At 40.0% G+C, this 17,894-nt stretch carries 9 protein-coding genes, 2 tRNA genes and 1 rRNA gene; 8 read left to right on the top strand and 4 right to left on the bottom strand.

Features of this window, described 5'->3' with window-relative positions; all coding sequences use genetic code 11:
- Positions 1-15: 15 nt before the first annotated feature.
- Together G440_RS20145 and G440_RS0115680 are read right to left on the bottom strand one after the other, a co-directional pair.
- Positions 16-369 carry an antibiotic biosynthesis monooxygenase gene (locus G440_RS20145; protein WP_084426839.1) on the bottom strand — a complete coding sequence of 118 codons (354 nt, stop codon included), beginning with the start codon at positions 367-369 and terminating at the stop codon, positions 16-18.
- 342 nt (positions 370-711) lie between these two features.
- A complete protein-coding gene (locus G440_RS0115680; RefSeq protein ID WP_026452170.1) occupies positions 712-1,545 on the bottom strand; it encodes an SAM hydrolase/SAM-dependent halogenase family protein in 834 nt (277 codons plus the stop codon).
- A gap of 215 nt (positions 1,546-1,760) precedes the next feature.
- Between G440_RS0115680 and G440_RS0115675 the strand changes: the two genes are divergently transcribed.
- The 3 genes from G440_RS0115675 (at position 1,761) to G440_RS0115665 (ending at position 10,287) form a co-directional block, all read left to right on the top strand.
- The gene (locus G440_RS0115675; protein WP_026452169.1) at positions 1,761-2,714 is read left to right on the top strand and encodes a PhoH family protein; all 954 of its coding nucleotides are present in this window, start codon (positions 1,761-1,763) and stop codon (positions 2,712-2,714) included.
- Positions 2,715-2,819: 105 nt separating this feature from the next.
- On the top strand, positions 2,820-3,767 hold the full coding sequence (locus G440_RS0115670; protein ID WP_026452168.1) for a phosphoribosylaminoimidazolesuccinocarboxamide synthase: 948 nt from the start codon (positions 2,820-2,822) through the stop codon (positions 3,765-3,767).
- 388 nt (positions 3,768-4,155) lie between these two features.
- Positions 4,156-10,287: a choice-of-anchor Q domain-containing protein gene (locus G440_RS0115665; protein ID WP_051285424.1), complete on the top strand. Its 6,132-nt coding sequence runs from the start codon at positions 4,156-4,158 to the stop codon at positions 10,285-10,287.
- Between the two features lie 52 nt (positions 10,288-10,339).
- Here G440_RS0115665 and G440_RS0115660 read toward each other — a convergent pair whose 3' ends face one another.
- On the bottom strand, positions 10,340-11,605 hold the full coding sequence (locus G440_RS0115660) for an acyloxyacyl hydrolase (protein ID WP_026452166.1): 1,266 nt from the start codon (positions 11,603-11,605) through the stop codon (positions 10,340-10,342).
- A gap of 78 nt (positions 11,606-11,683) precedes the next feature.
- On the opposite strand from G440_RS0115660, the gene G440_RS0115655 reads away from it, so the two are divergent.
- Entirely contained in the window at positions 11,684-13,060 is a 1,377-nt protein-coding gene (locus tag G440_RS0115655) for an alanine/glycine:cation symporter family protein (RefSeq protein WP_026452165.1), read from the top strand.
- A gap of 15 nt (positions 13,061-13,075) precedes the next feature.
- Here the strand turns inward: G440_RS0115655 and G440_RS0115650 are convergent, their stop codons facing one another.
- A complete protein-coding gene (locus G440_RS0115650) occupies positions 13,076-14,161 on the bottom strand; it encodes a M42 family metallopeptidase (RefSeq protein WP_026452164.1) in 1,086 nt (361 codons plus the stop codon).
- A gap of 125 nt (positions 14,162-14,286) precedes the next feature.
- Here G440_RS0115650 and G440_RS0115645 point away from each other — a divergent pair, with 125 nt between their 5' ends.
- From G440_RS0115645 to G440_RS0115625, 4 genes are all read left to right on the top strand, one after another.
- Complete coding sequence (locus G440_RS0115645; protein ID WP_026452163.1) at positions 14,287-14,988, top strand: DUF4294 domain-containing protein; 702 nt, start codon at positions 14,287-14,289, stop codon at positions 14,986-14,988.
- Between the two features lie 781 nt (positions 14,989-15,769).
- A 16S ribosomal RNA gene (locus G440_RS0115635) occupies positions 15,770-17,296 on the top strand.
- Positions 17,297-17,457: 161 nt separating this feature from the next.
- Positions 17,458-17,531 (top strand) — tRNA-Ile (locus G440_RS0115630).
- A gap of 224 nt (positions 17,532-17,755) precedes the next feature.
- A tRNA-Ala gene (locus tag G440_RS0115625) sits at positions 17,756-17,832 on the top strand.
- The last annotated feature ends 62 nt before the right edge of the window (positions 17,833-17,894 follow it).

Here is a 17,894-nt window from a genome sequence, read left to right as displayed (position 1 = left end):
TAAACTCCTAAACTCCTAAACTCCTAAACCCTCCTCCGGCGGGCAAGCTCCTAAACTCTTCTCCGACGGGCAAGCTCCTAAACTCACAACCGTATCAACACTCCAAGCGGCAGCTCTCGCTCTAAATAATGGTTTGGTTTCGCTCCATACCTTTTTAAACAGATCGCTGTTTCGGTAGTTTTCCAAATCGCTTTCAGCATTCCAACGGCTGTATGTGAAAAAGATTGCTTTGTCACTTTTATCTTGATAGAGTTCCAAAAAGCTGCAACCCGGAAAATTTCGAATTTTTTCTTTTATAACTTCAAAATTAGCCAGAAAAACAGGAATGTTTTCCTTCTCAAACTCCATTTTGACTATACGTGTAAACATTGTCTTACTGTTTTAAGGTTGCTGAGCCTGTCGAAGCACATTTTCACTATACGGGTAAACATTGTCTTACTATTTTAAGGTTGCTGAGCTTGTCGAAGCACATTTTGACTATACGTGTAAACATTGTCTTACTGTTTTAAGGTTGCTGAGCTTGTCGAAGCACATTTTCAATATTCCTGTAAACATAATATTATATTACTTTTTTGAGGTTGTTGTATTCGTCGACACACATTTTACAAGCTCCTAAACATCATTTCAATGATTAAGGTCAGTTTCAATCTAATTTTTGTTTTCGTTTTCAGAAAAAGAAAATTAAAACCAGAGTCAGGCGTTACCCTAGTCCTAATCGATAAAACACACCATAACAGCATCTCTATAATCCAAGCCAAACAGCGAGGATGCTCCACCTATTGTTTTAGAACTGCTTTTATAAATTGCCAGTTCCAGATAATTTGAGGAATTCCAGATTGCCAGTTTTTTTCCGTCTTCTTCGCGTCGTTCCGGTGGAAGGTCAAAATTTATGGCCTCACTATAATGCGCGTGTATTTTATCAAACTTAGCCGTTCTAGCAAGGATTTCAAACTTTCTACCCCGACCAACCTCTTCAAACATTTTTTTCGTGATATTGCTGATCACATTACCGTAATTATCAATATAGATAATATTTCCGCTAATTTGGCTCTCCTTATTACTTATTACGGGGCGGATACCTGTTAACTCCTTTATCTCGGTAATAGTCTTGCCAATAACCTCCAAGGTGCCACCTCTAGCAATGTGACTTGCCACCTTTACAAAAACATCCAAAACTGGAAAATTGCTTGTTATTCTATCGTGAATATTGATTTCCACGATTTTTTCTGGCCTAATTTCCGAAGTGAGCATGGATATAATTCCATTATCCGCACATATAAAGTAATGTCCGTCCATAAACACGCCAATATGTCTATTTTCTGGATTCAATTCTGAATCTACTCCGATAACATGGATACTTCCTTCAGGAAAACTCCTATACGCGTTTTGGATAATATAAGCCGCTTCATGAAGGTGGAAGGGTGAAATGTTATGAGAGATATCAACAACCTTCGCATCAATGATTTCGGTGTAAATAGCTCCTTTCACAGCACCAACAAAGTGATCCTTTTCTCCAAAGTCAGTCGTAAGTGTGATTATAGCCATAAATTATTGTTGATATTTTCTTAAATCAAGTACCACAAAAATAAGTTACTTTTGTTAGTAGCAAAACTATTTTTGCTGAATAAAATAAATTTTCGACAGTAAGAAATGCTACAGCTATTTTATCGAGATTTATGGCCTGTGTCCTGCAAATTTTATCATAGATTTATGGTCTCAATTCTAATGTCTCATATCTAACGTCTAAAACAAAAAGCCTTTTGAACGAACTTATCATTGAACTCACAGAAATTAATCCAAGGGATTTCTTCGGACTAGAAAACGCTAATATTGATTTACTTAAAAAATATTTTCCAAAACTTAAAATTGTAGCTCGTGGCAACAAAATCAAAGCTTATGGCGATGAAGAGGTTTTAGAGGAATTTGACCGTCGAATTACGATGCTCTTAGATCAGTTTGTAAAATACAACAAGATTGATGAAAACGTCATCGAGCGGGTTTTGCTGAGTCGTACAAGAGAAGATTATGAAGCACCAGCGGGTAGTGGAGAGGCTATTATCCACGGTGTAAGTGGAAAACCAATTAAGGCATTAACTGCCAATCAGCGAAAACTGGTGGCACTGATGACCAAAAACGATATGGTTTTTGCAGTAGGGCCCGCAGGAACCGGAAAAACCTATACTGGTGTTGCTTTGGCCGTAAAGGCATTAAAAGAAAAGGAGGTAAAACGAATCATCTTAACGCGGCCTGCTGTGGAAGCTGGTGAGAATCTGGGCTTTCTTCCTGGTGATTTAAAGGAAAAACTGGATCCTTATATGCAACCGCTTTATGACGCATTACGCGATATGATACCTGCAGAAAAGTTGGCATCACATATTGAGACAGGCGTGATTCAGATTGCTCCATTGGCTTTTATGCGCGGACGAACCCTAGACAATGCATTTGTTATTTTGGATGAAGCACAAAACACAACCCACGCCCAAATGAAAATGTTTTTAACCCGAATGGGGAAAAACGCCAAGTTTATGATTACCGGAGATCCGGGACAGATAGATTTACCGCGCCGCGTGACTTCTGGACTTAAGGAAGCACTATTAGTTTTAAAAGATGTAAAAGGTGTTGGAATGATGTTCCTAGATGATAAGGATGTAATTCGCCATCGCTTAGTAAAAGAAGTGATCGCCGCTTACCGAAACATTGAAAACACAGACTGATAGAGTTTATAGTAGCAGGGGCAGTATTCAGTAACTGAATGTTTTTACTGGAAGGAATTGCTGCCGGCGTCCTTGTAGGTCTAATTTATTAAGAAATAATTTAAAATGAAAAATACCATAACTTCAACCAACTTCAACTTTCCAGGTCAAAAAAGTGTTTACCACGGAAAAGTTCGAGAGGTTTATACATTAAAAAACAACCTGCTTTTAATGGTTGCCACAGATAGGCTTAGTGCTTTTGATGTTGTAATGCCGAAAGGAATACCATATAAAGGTCAAATTCTGAACCAGATTGCCACTAAAATGATGCGCGATACGGAAGATTTAGTTCCCAATTGGTTAATCGCCGTCCCAGATCCAAATGTTGCTATTGGGGAAGCCTGCGAACCCTATAAAGTTGAAATGGTAATTCGCGGTTATATGAGTGGTCATGCCGCACGTGAATACAAATTAGGAAAACGAATGCTCTGTGGTGTCGTAATGCCTGTAGGAATGAAGGAGAATGATAAATTTCCAGAGCCAATTATTACTCCAGCTACCAAAGCCGAAATGGGGGATCACGATGAAGATATTTCTCGTGAAGAAATTTTAAAAAGAGGAATCGTTTCTGAAGAAGATTATCTTCAACTTGAGGATTACACGCGAAAACTTTTTAAAAGAGGAAGTGAAATTGCAGCCAAAAGAGGTTTGATTTTGGTAGATACTAAATATGAATTTGGAAAAACGAAAGATGGAAAAATTGTTTTGATTGATGAAATTCACACTCCAGATTCGTCTCGCTATTTTTATGCTGAAGGTTACGAAGAGCGACAAAAGAATAACGAAACACAGAAGCAACTTTCAAAAGAATTTGTACGGCAATGGTTAATTCAAAATGATTTTCAGGGATTGGAAGGGCAAGATGTCCCCGAAATGTCTGATGAATATATTCAGACCGTTTCGGAAAGATATATCGAGCTTTACGAAAATATTACAGGTGAAAAGTTCGTAAAAGCCGATGTTTCAAACATTCAAGAACGTATTGAAAGTAACGTTTTGGAATATTTAAAATAAACTGGATTTATATTCATAAAATCAAAAAGTCTCTTCTCAGAGGCTTTTTTTTTGCAAAATTTTATAGAAATCACGAATATCATTAAATCTTAAAAATAATTCTTTACCATCTAAGCCCTTGATTTCCTGTAATTATTGTTTAGATTATATGCTTTAACTGCTTAATTGATAATTAAATAAAACCGAACTAGTGTTTCCTTCGTAAGTAATATAAATCCCAAAGAGAATTCTAAAGGATTAACCAGAATTAAATGGAAACAACTTTACGGATCATTATAAGAATTATATAAACGTGCACAAAGCTTCGGCCTGTTGCACGTTTTATTTTTTGTCGTAAAGTGGTTTTCTGAAAATTCAAAAATTTATTACTAACCCTAATTTTAAAATTATGAGAAACACATTTACACGAGAACTCATACTTACCCTTTCTTTTGTTCTGGTAAGTATTATTTCTTACGGCCAATTTACCGTTACTAACGGTACAGACGGCACACCGGCACCGTCCGGTAGTTTAAGAGCAGCTATTCAGGATGCAAATGCAAATTTTATAGGACTCTCTTTTATAACGGTAGATCCGGGTTTAACAATAACCTTAACGGAAGGTACCTTAGATGTAACTAGTACAATTTTTATTTTAGGTAACGGAAGTACGGTAGATGGTTCATTAAATTCTGAAAGGGCAATTACCGCCGTTGGTACTACATTGCCACAGACATTAAGTATTAATGGTCTTCATTTTATAAATAATACTTCAGCCACAGATGGTGGAGCCATACGTGCTTCTTCCATGGCTTTGTTTTTATTGAACAGTACTTATTCAAATAATACAGCAATGGGTTCACCCGGAAGTGGTGGAGCTATTTATATTGAAGGAGCAGATCCTTTGGATATTTATACTTGTACTTTTAATGCGAATACTGCAACTCGTGCAGGTGGCGCTATAGAGACGCAATCTTCAGGACAAGTAACACTGAGCGATACAAATTTTACTGGTAATTCGGCAACAGGACCTCCAGGAAACGGTGGTGCTTTTCATATTACAGGAAATGCAAATTCTACCATTTCCGATGGTATGGCTAGTGATAATTCTGCAACAAATGAAGGTGGAGCGTTTTGGAACGGAACTGGAACAATGACCATTAACGGAGTTTCATTTACAGGTAATTCTGCATTAGGATCAAATACAGGCGGTGGCGCACTTTTTAATAACGGTGGAAAACTTTCTATAAACGCAACAACAACACTTTCTCAAAATATCGCAATGGGAGCAACCCCTGGCGGACGTGGTGGTGCAATATTTAACAATACTGGAGGAACCCTTACTTTGGCTTCTGGTCTTAATATTAATGGAAACTATGCTAGTAGAGCAGGTGGAGCTATTGAAGATGCTTCTGGCGGAAATTTAACGTTAACCGGAATTACTTTACAAGGAAATTCCGCAGGTTCTGATATCGGTTTAGGTTCAATGGCAAATCCTGGAAACGGAGGTGCTTTGCATTTATCTGGAACTACTTCGGTTACCATTTCGAACAGTACAATAAGAAATAACCAAGCCGCACAAGAAGGTGGTGGACTATGGAATAATGCGGGAATGATGTCAATAACTGGTTCAAGTATTTCAGGAAATATGGCTTCTGGAAATATGGCAGACGATGGAGGTGGTGGAATATTTAACAATGGCGGAGCCTTAATGGTTTCTTCAACAACTATCTCTGATAATTCTGCAAATGGAACTGCTGGTTCTGGAGGAGGAATTTTTAGCCTCAGTCCTGGAACTTTGAATATAGATGGAATTACTATTTCTGGAAATTCAGCCAATAGAGCTGGTGGAGGTATTGAAATTCTTTCAGCATCTGGAGAAACTTATACATTTAGTGATGTTGTTTTAAATCAAAATACAGCTAATGCTCCAGCTCCTGGAAATGGAGGAGGACTTCACATTAGCGGTCCAGGAAATGTAAACTTTAACGGTGGAAGTGTAACAGACAACGTCGCTTTTGAAGGTGGCGGACTTTGGAATGGATCAGGAACTATGACTGTTTCTGGAACAACAATCACAGGAAACAAAGCAACTGGTGATGCAACCGGTGGCGGTGGAATTTTCAACAATGGAGGAACTCTAAATGTTGATTCTACTACAAATCTTAGCGCTAATGTTGCAATGGGAGCAACTCCTGGAGGACGAGGTGGTGCTTTATTCAATAATACAGGAGGAACGTTGAATGTTGCACCCGGAAGTACAATTTCTGGAAACTACGCAAGTCGCGCTGGTGGTGCTATTGAAGATGCTTCGGGTAACACGCTAAATTTAGAGGCAGTTACTTTAAGCGGAAACTCTGCTGGGGTAGATATAGGTTTAGGAACTATGGCAAATCCAGGAAACGGTGGTGCAATTCACCTTTCAGGAACTACAAATGCAGATGTTATAAATTCTACCATCGAAAATAACCAAGCTGCCCAAGAAGGTGGTGGTCTTTGGAACAATTTAGGAATTATGACTGTTGAAGCAACAGTTTTAACTGGCAATTCAGCGAGTGGAGATCTAGCCGATGATGGTGGAGGAGCTTTATTCAACAATGGAGGAACATTAAATGTTTTTACTGGAACAGAAATAACAGACAATAAAGCCAACGGAACCGCTGGTTCTGGTGGAGGAATTCACAGTACTGGTGGCGATGTAACTGTAAGCGATGCAATTATTACAAGCAATATTGCAAATCGCGCAGGTGGTGGAATTGAAATTGCTGGCGGAACACTAACAATGTCAGGAACAACACTAAATACAAATAACGTTGGTGTTGCACCAGCTGTTGCCGCTCCTGGAAACGGTGGTGGACTTCACGTTGGTGGAACTGGAAATGCAACTATCACAGGTGGAACCGTTGATGCAAACTTAGCAGCTGCCGAAGGTGGTGGTCTTTGGAATGGTGGAGGAACAATGACCGTGAATGGAGTATCAATAACCAATAACATCGCAAGCGGTGCAAATGCCGACAATGGTGGTGGTGGAATCTACAACGATGGTGGAACCCTAGATATCCTTGCGGGAACTTCTATAAATAATAATATGGCTAACGGAACTTCGGGTTCTGGTGGTGGAATATTATCTACTGCAGGTAATGTAACTATCGCAGCAATTTCAATAATGGAAAACTACGCAAATCGCGCAGGAGGGGGAATTGAAGTTATTGATGGTGCATTAAATTTAAACGGAACTACGCTGACGTTTAATGATGTAAACGGAACTGCAGGTACCGCAAACCCTGGAAACGGTGGTGGAATACACATTTCGGGTGTTTCTATGATAAATATTTTTGGAAGCACAATAACCAATAACGACGCAGCAAGCGAAGGTGGAGGTCTTTGGAACCAAGTTGGAAGCACAATGACAGTTGACAATTCTTTATTGGATAGCAACAAGGCTCAAGGTGATGACGCCACAAATGGAGGTGGAGGCATCTTCAATAATGGAGGTACATTGCTCGTACAGAATTCTTCAACTATAACTAATAACTCTGCAATAGGGACTGCTGGTTCTGGTGGTGGAATTCAAAATGTGGATGGAGGTTCTTTAACTGTAAACGACTCTAATATTTCAAATAATTCAGCAAAAAGAGCTGGTGGTGGAATTGAAGACAATTCTTCAGTAACTCCTGGAAACATTACACTTTTAAATACAAACTTAGATAACAATACTGCTGAAAGTGCTCCTGGAAACGGTGGTGGACTTCATATTACTGGTCCCGGAATAGCGAATATTACAAATGGTACCGTAAACGGAAACATAGCAACTGCTGAAGGTGGAGGCTTATGGAACGGAAGCGGAACGATGACTGTTGATAATGTAGAAATAGATGGAAACACCGCAAGCGGAAACGATGTAGACCAAGGTGGTGGAGGTGTTTTCAATGAAGGTGGTACTTTAATTGTTCAAAATGGAACAACGATCAGTAATAATATTGCTAACGGAAGCGCAGGTTCTGGTGGAGGTATTTTGAACAACCTAGGAAGTTTAACAGTTACCGATTCTGAATTAACAGGAAATACGTCAATGAGAGCAGGTGGTGCTATTGAAGAAAATTCAATTGCAGGAAGTCTTCTCACAATAACCAATACAGATTTAATGAATAACAGCACAGCTTCTGCTCCCGGAAACGGAGGTGGACTTCATATTTCGGGCGCTGGTGATTCAAACATTACTGGTGGAAACCTAAGTGGAAACACGGCATCTCGCGAAGGTGGTGGCCTTTGGAATGGAGCTGGTATTATGACAGTTGATGGAACCACAATAGATGCAAACATCGCTAGCGGTCCTATGGCCGATGATGGTGGTGCAGGAATCTTCAACAATGGAGGTACTTTAAATGTATTAAATGCTACAATTTCAAATAACATCGCTGATGGAGCCGCTGGTTCTGGTGGTGGAATTTTTAACAATGAAGGAACGCTTACTGTTACAGATTCAGATTTAACTGGAAACACTTCAATGCGTGCCGGTGGTGCAATTGAAGAAAAATCGGTTGCAGGAAGTCTTTTGACTTTGACAAATGCTAATTTAATGAACAACAGCTCAGCTTCTGCTCCTGGAAACGGTGGTGGACTTCATATTTCAGGTGCTGGAGATTCTAATATAACTGGTGGAACTGCAAGCGGAAATACTGCATCAGCTGAAGGTGGTGCATATTGGAACGGAGCAGGAACAATGACTATTGATGGAACAATCGTTGATGGAAACACGGCAAGTGGAGCCGATGCCGATCAAGGTGGTGGCGGTATTTTTAACGAAATGGGAACATTAGTTGTTATGAATGCTACAATTTCAAATAACATTGCTGACGGAGCCGCTGGTTCTGGTGGTGGTATTTTGAATAATCTTGGAGTTTTAACAGTTTCAAACTCTGAATTAAGTGGAAACACTTCAATGAGAGCTGGTGGTGGAATTGAAGAAAATTCAATTGTAGGAAGTGAGTTGAATCTTACCAATGTAATCTTTACTTCAAATACAACTTCTGCATCCCCAGGAAATGGAGGAGGACTTCATATTACAGGTGCTGGTGATTCAAACATCACAGGTGGTTCTGCAACTGGGAACATTTCTGCTGCCGAAGGTGGCGCACTTTGGAACGGTGCAGGAATTATGACAGTAGATGGAATGATGATTGATGCAAACACTGCACAAGGAGCCGATGCCGACAACGGTGGAGGAGGTGTTTTCAACAATGGTGGAACACTAAATATTGTTAACGGAACTGTGATTTCAAACAATCTTTCTACAGGAACTTTAGGTTCTGGTGGTGGGTTGTTAAGTACTGCGGGTGATGTTACAATCACAGACTCTTCATTTAATGGAAATTCAGCAAATAGAGCTGGTGGAGCTATTGAAATAATTGACGGCACGCTTACTTTCACAAATTCAGATATGATGGATAATGATGTAAATGGAACGGCTGGAATGGCTGCACCAGGAAATGGAGGTGGTCTTCACGTAACTGGAAACAGTGGGTTGATTACCATTTCAGGAAGTATAGTTTCAGGAAACGAAGCTGCCCGTGAAGGTGGTGGCCTTTGGAACCAAAGCGGAACAGTAATGAGTATTGACACTTCAACTATTGACGGAAACAGTACATTCGGAACTGCTACAGATGATGGTGGTGCTGGCGTATTCAACAACGGAGGAATGGTTGAGGTGATTACTACAACAATTTCTAACAACAATGCAACTGCTGGATCAAGCACAGGTGGAGCGATTCACAATACAAGTGGAGGTGATGTGATTGTTATGAGAAGCACACTTTCTAGTAACTCATCTAACGGTGCTGGTGGTGCCGTTTATAACAATGGTGCAAGTTTTGACTTAAATGCTGTTACTGTTGCTATGAATACTGCTGGTTCAACAGGTGGAGGTATTGAGGGTGAAACAACTATTTCGCTTAAAAATACCTTGGTTGCTTTAAACACTGCAACTTCAGGAATGGATGTAAGTGGAACTTTAGTATCTAACGATTATAACTTAATTGGAACAGATGATGCAAGTAGTTTTTCTGAGCAAGCTAATGATATTGAAGAAGTTGACCCAATGCTTGGCCCACTTCAGAATAACGGAGGTGTTACGGAAACCCACGAGCTTTTATTAGGTTCATTGGCGTATAACGCTGGAGATCCCGCAGATTTATTCAACGATCAAATTGAACAAGCTATTTTTGAAGGAATTCGTGATATTGGAGCTTTTGAAGCACAAACTATTCTGCTATCTATTGAAGATATTACAGAAGGCGGAAGCGGAATTCTAATCTATCCAAACCCATCAAGAGGTTTTGCAACAGCAAAAATTCCAGCAACTTTTGGAAACGATTTGCAAATTACGATTGTGGAATTAGGTTCAGGGAAAATAGTTCGCAATTACAGAGCTACAAATGGTGAAAACGATATGGACTTCAGTAGTTATTCTAATGGGGTTTATGTTATCAAAATAGTTTCTGAAATTTCAAGCTCAACACATAGGTTGATATTGGCTAGATAATTCTTCAGAAATAAATTTAAATTCTAAAAACCTCTTCTTCGGAAGGGGTTTTTTACTTTCTTTCCCTAAAATTAAAACTATGCACATAACCTAAGCTCAACTCGCTAAAATCTGCTTGACCTAAATTTGCATTTAAATGAGCGCCAACATACCAATTGTTTTTTGGCGCTTTTTCCATTCCTATTAAGTAATATTTCAGTCCTAAGCGGGAAGAGAGACGATACTTCTTTTTAAATTTCGAATCTATGGTACCCAAAACCCAGCCTTTTGAAATTTCGCGAGGTGCATCCTGCCAGCCTTCATTGATCCGATAGTCCATTTTATAGGCGGGTTTATGAAGATTATAACCCAATTGAAGATCGATACCTACGTGATTTAAAAATATTTCACCGTGAATACTTAAACCCAGATTGGTAGCGTAATACCACGGATTACTTCTGAAATAGTCAAATTCCCTTCCGGCCTGCACCAAAGATTCGTTTCCTTTAATATAGTCGTAATAATGTTGGTAGAACCTGTAGTAAAACCCGATCCCAACCTTAAAGGTGATGTTGTAAACGCGGCCGTATTCGCCAGCGATTGTGTAAACATTCTGTTTATCGTTAAAAGCCAAGGCGAATACATTTTGACCTATTCCTCCGCGAAACGCAAAATAATGATTGATGGTTCTTTTATATTTCGGAATTGGTTCTGTTGGAAGAGTTTCGGAATGTTTAAATGGATTTCTTATATCTGCCGAAATACTTACTAAAAATGAATTATAACCTTGGTTCAGCAAACGGGTATGCCCATTGGAGTGATGTGAATAACCAATCCCAGTTCGCCAGTCAATATTTCGCGTAGAAAACATTTGATAATAAAAATACATTCTAAATGCCCAAGTAATATCTGTTGTAACAGCGATGTTTTGAGGATTTGTTTCAGGATGAAATTTCCTTGTAAAATATGAAGCCCCCATGGCAGTAAGTATTTTGAACCGGTCACTTCCAAAGGCTTTAAACTCAATAAAAGGGGATGCCGATATGGCAATTCCCAAACTGTCTAAATTTCCAAAATCAGTAACTCCAATGGAAAAGCCGGTCTTAGGACCCTTTATTTGTTGCGCCCATTGCTGAGGATTGTTAGTGTGATAGCGTCCAAAACTGAAAACAAGTTGCTTTTGAAATTGAGTTTCTGGAAATCCTTCATTAGCTTCCATGGTTTTACCAAAAAGGAATTCTGGCGTAAAAGTAAAGGCACTTTTTTTCCAATCAAATTCTGATTGGCCAAAGATAAAAATTGGCAGTAATAGTAGTAAAACAGTTAATTTGTTTTTCATTTGGTTTTGCAAGTAACAATTTCCCGATTAATTATAAAAATTTTAATCATACATTACAGAAATATTTAAAAAAAGGCTTTGGAAAAAATAGACAGTTTTATTGAAGAGATAGCATCTGCAGCTTGGGGTTTACCGTTGTTGATACTATTAATAGGGGGTGGGCTCTACCTTTTAATCCGTATTCAATTTTTACCGTTTCGATATTTGGGACATGCGCTTGCGGTACTTCGAGGAAAATATGACAATGAGAGTGATTTAGGTGAAATAACCCATTTTCAGGCCTTGACCACAGCATTATCAGCAACAGTGGGGATGGGAAATATTGCCGGAGTCGCGGTAGCAATTGCCATTGGCGGTCCTGGAGCTGTTTTTTGGATGTGGGTGAGTGCGGTTATCGGAATGTCAACCAAGTTCTTCACGGCAACATTAGCAATTCTTTATCGCGGGAAAGATAGCGAAGGAAAAATTCAGGGAGGTCCTATGTATTTTATAATTGAAGGATTAGGAAGAAAATGGATGCCACTAGCCATTTTTTTTAGTATTGCTGGACTGGTTGGTGCTTTGCCAGTCTTTAACGTAAACCAATTGACGCAGGCCATTAATGATATTCTATTAAAACCAGCGGGCCTTTACAGCGGTTTTATAACGGACTTAGTTATAGGTTTGGTCTTAGCTGGTATAACCGTGGTAGTTATTTTAGGAGGTTTGTCGCGAATTAGTAAAACCGCTTCCAAATTGGTGCCTGGAATGGTCGCGCTTTATTTTGTTTTGGTGTTGATTATTTTGGGAATTCATATAGATGTAGTCCCAAAATATTTGGGGTTGATTTTTACCGATGCCATTTCTGCGAATTTTTATAAAGGTGATGCTTTTCTAGGTGGCGCAATTGGTGGGATTATCTTATTGGGAATCCGTCGTGGTGCATTTTCCAATGAAGCTGGAATTGGTACGGCACCTATGGCACACGGAGCGGCTAAGACCAGTGAGCCTATTCGGGAAGGTTTGGTGGCCATGTTGGGGCCAGCCATTGATACTTTGATTATTTGTACGCTTACAGCTTTGGCAATATTAGTTACGGGCGTTTGGCAAAGTAGCGATGCAAATGGTGTGAGCCTAACTGCTTCGGCATTTGAAGAGAGCATTCCTTACTTCGGAAAATACGCTTTGTTGGCTTGTATTCTGGTATTTAGTATTTCCTCACTTTTTTCCTATTCCTATTATGGAACAAAGTGTATGTCGTTTCTCTTTGGCGCCAAAAATAAAGGAATTTATAACTACTTCTATATTATAAGTATTCTAGTAGGTGCCACCACTTCGCTCAGTATGATGATTAACTTGATAGATACATTCTTTGCGATGATGGCAATACCTACCATGACGGCAACCATAATTCTTGCGCCAAAAGTTATTAAGCAAGCAAAGATTTATTTTGAAAAATTAAAAAACGAAAACTAGATTCATTTATTAATTTTATTTAAAATAACTAAAAGTTTCGCCGTCTTTAATATTTAGAAGTGTTTCATAAATAAGTTTGATCACATTCTCAACATCATCGCGATGAACCATTTCAACGGTAGTATGCATATAACGAAGCGGAAGAGAGATTAAAGCACTCGCTACACCCTCATTACTGTAAGCAAATGCATCGGTATCAGTTCCCGTTGCTCGCGAAAGTGCAGCCCTTTGGAAAGGAATCATTTTCTTTTCGGCAGTTTCAACTATTAAGTCTCGCAGTTTTTGCTGTACGGCTGGCGCATAAGCAATTACCGGCCCGCAACCAATTTCAGCGTGTCCTTGCTTCTTTTTATCGATCATTGGGGTAGTGGTATCGTGGGTAACATCCGTAACTATGGCGACATTTGGCTTAATGCGTTCGGCAATCATCTGGGCGCCACGAAGTCCAATTTCCTCCTGTACTGAATTCGTAATATAAAGTCCAAAAGGAAGTTCTTGTTTGTTTTCGTGAAGCAACCTAGCTACTTCTGCAATCATAAAACCGCCCATTCTGTTGTCCAGCGCGCGACACACAAACTTATCTTTATTTAAAATATGAAATGGATCGGGATAGGTAATAACGCAGCCCACATGAATTCCCATTTTTTCAACCTCTTCCTTATCTTTTGCTCCTACATCAATAAAAATATTGTCCGGTTTAGGCGCTTCTTCCTTTGCTTTATTGCGTGTATGGATCGCTGGCCAGCCAAAAACTCCTTTTACAATCCCGTTTTTGGTGTGAATGTTTACGATTTTTGAAGGCGCAATCTGGTGATCACTGCCTCCGTTTCTAACTACATAGAGCAGTCCATCGTCACTGATGTAGTTTACATACCAGGATATTTCATCGGCATGACCTTCAATGACTACTTTAAATTTTGCTTTTGGATTTATAACCCCAACTGCTGTTCCGTATGTGTCAGTAATAAATTCGTCCACATGTGGTTTAAGGTATTCCATCCATATTTTTTGACCATCCCATTCATATCCCGTCGGGGCGGCATTGTTTAAGTATTGCTCTAAAAATTGAAGTGATTTTTCGTTTAATATTGAAGTAGTCATAGTTTGTTTTTATTCTGAAAAGTAGTGTCTGGTAAAATTAGCAATTTCTTATTAAGCAAGGCAATGCAATTTGCTTATTTTTGGAACGTTTTTGGATGATATACATCTTTTCATAAAGGAACCTAATGAAATATTTTATACCTATATATATAGTCCTATTTTTTATTGGTTTGTCTTCAACCTATGGGCAAAGCGATTCTGAGTATCTAAAAAAGAAAAATGATTCTTCCGAAGTGATGTATTATATAATAGCGGGAGATACCATTGCTCGTGAAATGATAGATCTAGATGAAGTGATCCTTCTGGACAAACTAAAATTTGGATCTGAGCAGGATAGAAGGCGTTACATTATATTAAGAAGAAAAACACGAAAAGTATATCCGTATGCCAAAATGGCTTCGGAACGCCTTACCACAATGACCGAAAGATTAAAAACGCTTGATAAGAGAAGAGATCAAAGAATATACACCAAACGCGTTCAGAAATACATTGAAGGTGAATTCTCCGAACAGTTAAAAAAGCTCACGCATACAGAAGGTCAAATATTGGTAAAGTTAATCCATAGACAAACCGGCCGTACAGCTTTTGACCTAGTAAAAGAACTACGTACAGGGTGGCGAGCGTTTTGGTATAACACTACAGCGAGCTTTTTTGAGATATCATTAAAAGAAGAGTATCGCCCATTCGAAGAAAAGGAAGATTACTTGATTGAGGATATTTTAGAAAGGTCTTTCCAGGAAGGTAGGCTTGATCGACAGCTACCAGCGTTTCCGATAGATTATCTGGATTTGAAGGCTAGCTGGAATAAAAAAACTGTTAATAACTAATATATCAGGCTATTGCATAGAATTTACAAACATGGTATGTTTGTAGTTCGCTCTTTTATTTTTTGGATTGTTTTAAACAGACCTTATTAACTACAGCAATAGTCGGATACTGTTAAATGTACCGGATAGTTAAGAGTCATAAATTGTTTTCATTTTATTTTTCCTCTAAGTATTGTTCATTCAGCCACTTGAATATCCGTTCAAGAATTAATAAAAAAAAAGGCTTATAATAGTTTGTGGGTATTGAAAAGCGTTCTATATTTGCAGCCGCTTAGGATTACAGCTTGTGGGTTGTAGAGCAAGGCGAAACGTTCTTTAAAAATTCTTTTAAACTTTTATTAAAAAAGTATTGTGAGGTTAAAAAAAGGGTTCTATATTTGCACCCGCCTACGGAAGCCGAAGCGTTTTGCGAAGGTTTGCTTAGGGTAACAGCTAGTGTTGTTGAAAAAAGCAAAACGATCTTTAAAAAACTTTTTTAATTTATTTTCACAAAAAGCTTGTGGGTTTAAAAAAGAGTTGTATATTTGCACCCGCTTAGGGAAGCAGGTTATTTAAAAACACGGTGAGAGGCAGTAACAGCAACGGTTCAACTCCGTTCCATCGACAAATTGACTCCTTATAATTATAGGGAAAAGTTCATTGAGATATTGAAATTGACAGCGTAGATTAACATTCGAAAGAATGTTGGTCAACAAAGAAACTAAACTAAGTAAGATTTTCTGAGATTTTTTTGAGAGTCGAGCTCTTACTGAAGTATGGTCGCAATATTATTGAAGATTATACGATGAAGAGTTTGATCCTGGCTCAGGATGAACGCTAGCGGCAGGCCTAACACATGCAAGTCGAGGGGTAGAGAGGAGCTTGCTCCTTTTGAGACCGGCGCACGGGTGAGTAACGCGTATGGAATCTGCCTTGTACAGGGGAATAGCCCAGGGAAACTTGGATTAATGCCCCATAGTATCAATTAACGGCATTGTTTTTTGATTAAAGATTTTATCGGTACAAGATGATCATGCGTACCATTAGCTAGTTGGTGTGGTAACGGCACACCAAGGCTACGATGGTTAGGGGCCCTGAGAGGGGGATCCCCCACACTGGTACTGAGACACGGACCAGACTCCTACGGGAGGCAGCAGTGAGGAATATTGGACAATGGGCGAGAGCCTGATCCAGCCATGCCGCGTGCAGGAAGACGGCCCTATGGGTTGTAAACTGCTTTTACAGAGGAAGAAACACCCCCACGTGTGGGGGCTTGACGGTACTCTGCGAATAAGGATCGGCTAACTCCGTGCCAGCAGCCGCGGTAATACGGAGGATCCAAGCGTTATCCGGAATCATTGGGTTTAAAGGGTCCGTAGGCGGGCAGCTAAGTCAGTGGTGAAAGTCTGCAGCTCAACTGTAGAAATGCCATTGATACTGGTTGTCTTGAATCGTTGTGAAGTGGCTAGAATATGTGGTGTAGCGGTGAAATGCTTAGATATCACATAGAATACCGATTGCGAAGGCAGGTCACTAACAACGTATTGACGCTGATGGACGAAAGCGTGGGGAGCGAACAGGATTAGATACCCTGGTAGTCCACGCCGTAAACGATGGATACTAGCTGTCCGGCACACATTGGTGTGCTGGGTGGCCAAGCGAAAGTGATAAGTATCCCACCTGGGGAGTACGTTCGCAAGAATGAAACTCAAAGGAATTGACGGGGGCCCGCACAAGCGGTGGAGCATGTGGTTTAATTCGATGATACGCGAGGAACCTTACCAGGGCTTAAATGTAGTCTGACAGGAGTGGAAACATTCCCTTCTTCGGACAGATTACAAGGTGCTGCATGGTTGTCGTCAGCTCGTGCCGTGAGGTGTCAGGTTAAGTCCTATAACGAGCGCAACCCCTGTTGTTAGTTGCCAGCGAGTAGTGTCGGGAACTCTAACAAGACTGCCGGTGCAAACCGCGAGGAAGGTGGGGATGACGTCAAATCATCACGGCCCTTACGTCCTGGGCCACACACGTGCTACAATGGCAGGTACAATGGGCAGCCACTGCGCAAGCAGGAGCGAATCCACAAAACCTGTCTCAGTTCGGATCGGGGTCTGCAACTCGACCCCGTGAAGCTGGAATCGCTAGTAATCGGATATCAGCCATGATCCGGTGAATACGTTCCCGGGCCTTGTACACACCGCCCGTCAAGCCATGGAAGCTGGAAGCACCTGAAGTCCGTCACCGCAAGGAGCGGCCTAGGGTGAAGCTGGTAACTGGGGCTAAGTCGTAACAAGGTAGCCGTACCGGAAGGTGCGGCTGGAACACCTCCTTTCTAGAGAAAGACGACCGAATATTCAACAAAGAGACACTCTTATTGAAAAACAAAGGAGTCTTGCTTGGTTTAGCTGTCAATTTTATAATATTATGGTCAACAGGTACAGTGTCAGTGTCACAACTGATTACTGAACACTGAACACTGAAGACTTTTTTTAAAGTCTCATAGCTCAGCTGGTTAGAGCGCTACACTGATAATGTAGAGGTCGGCAGTTCGAGTCTGCCTGAGACTACAAAAAAAGTAAGCAGTCACAGTTTACAGTGCGCAGTTTAACTGCATACTGCAATTGCTACTGAATACTAACAAATATTTCCTCGGAAATATACGTTCATAAAACACATATTGGATTACACCTTGCTTAAAGCTCCGGTGTATGAAGAGGAAATTTTAGAAGTTGGGATACCTATCCTTTTTGGAATTTGGAATTTTAGAATTTTGGAATTTCATTTAAGAAATGGGGGATTAGCTCAGCTGGCTAGAGCGCCTGCCTTGCACGCAGGAGGTCATCGGTTCGACTCCGATATTCTCCACCATTTTTTCTTCTTCGGAAGTAAATACGTTCATTAATTACATATTGAAACAGAGTTTTGGCCAT

The organism is Aequorivita capsosiphonis DSM 23843, from assembly GCF_000429125.1.
Taxonomy (GTDB): Bacteria; Bacteroidota; Bacteroidia; order Flavobacteriales; family Flavobacteriaceae; genus Aequorivita; species Aequorivita capsosiphonis.
This window is presented reverse-complemented; position numbering and strand designations above follow the sequence as displayed.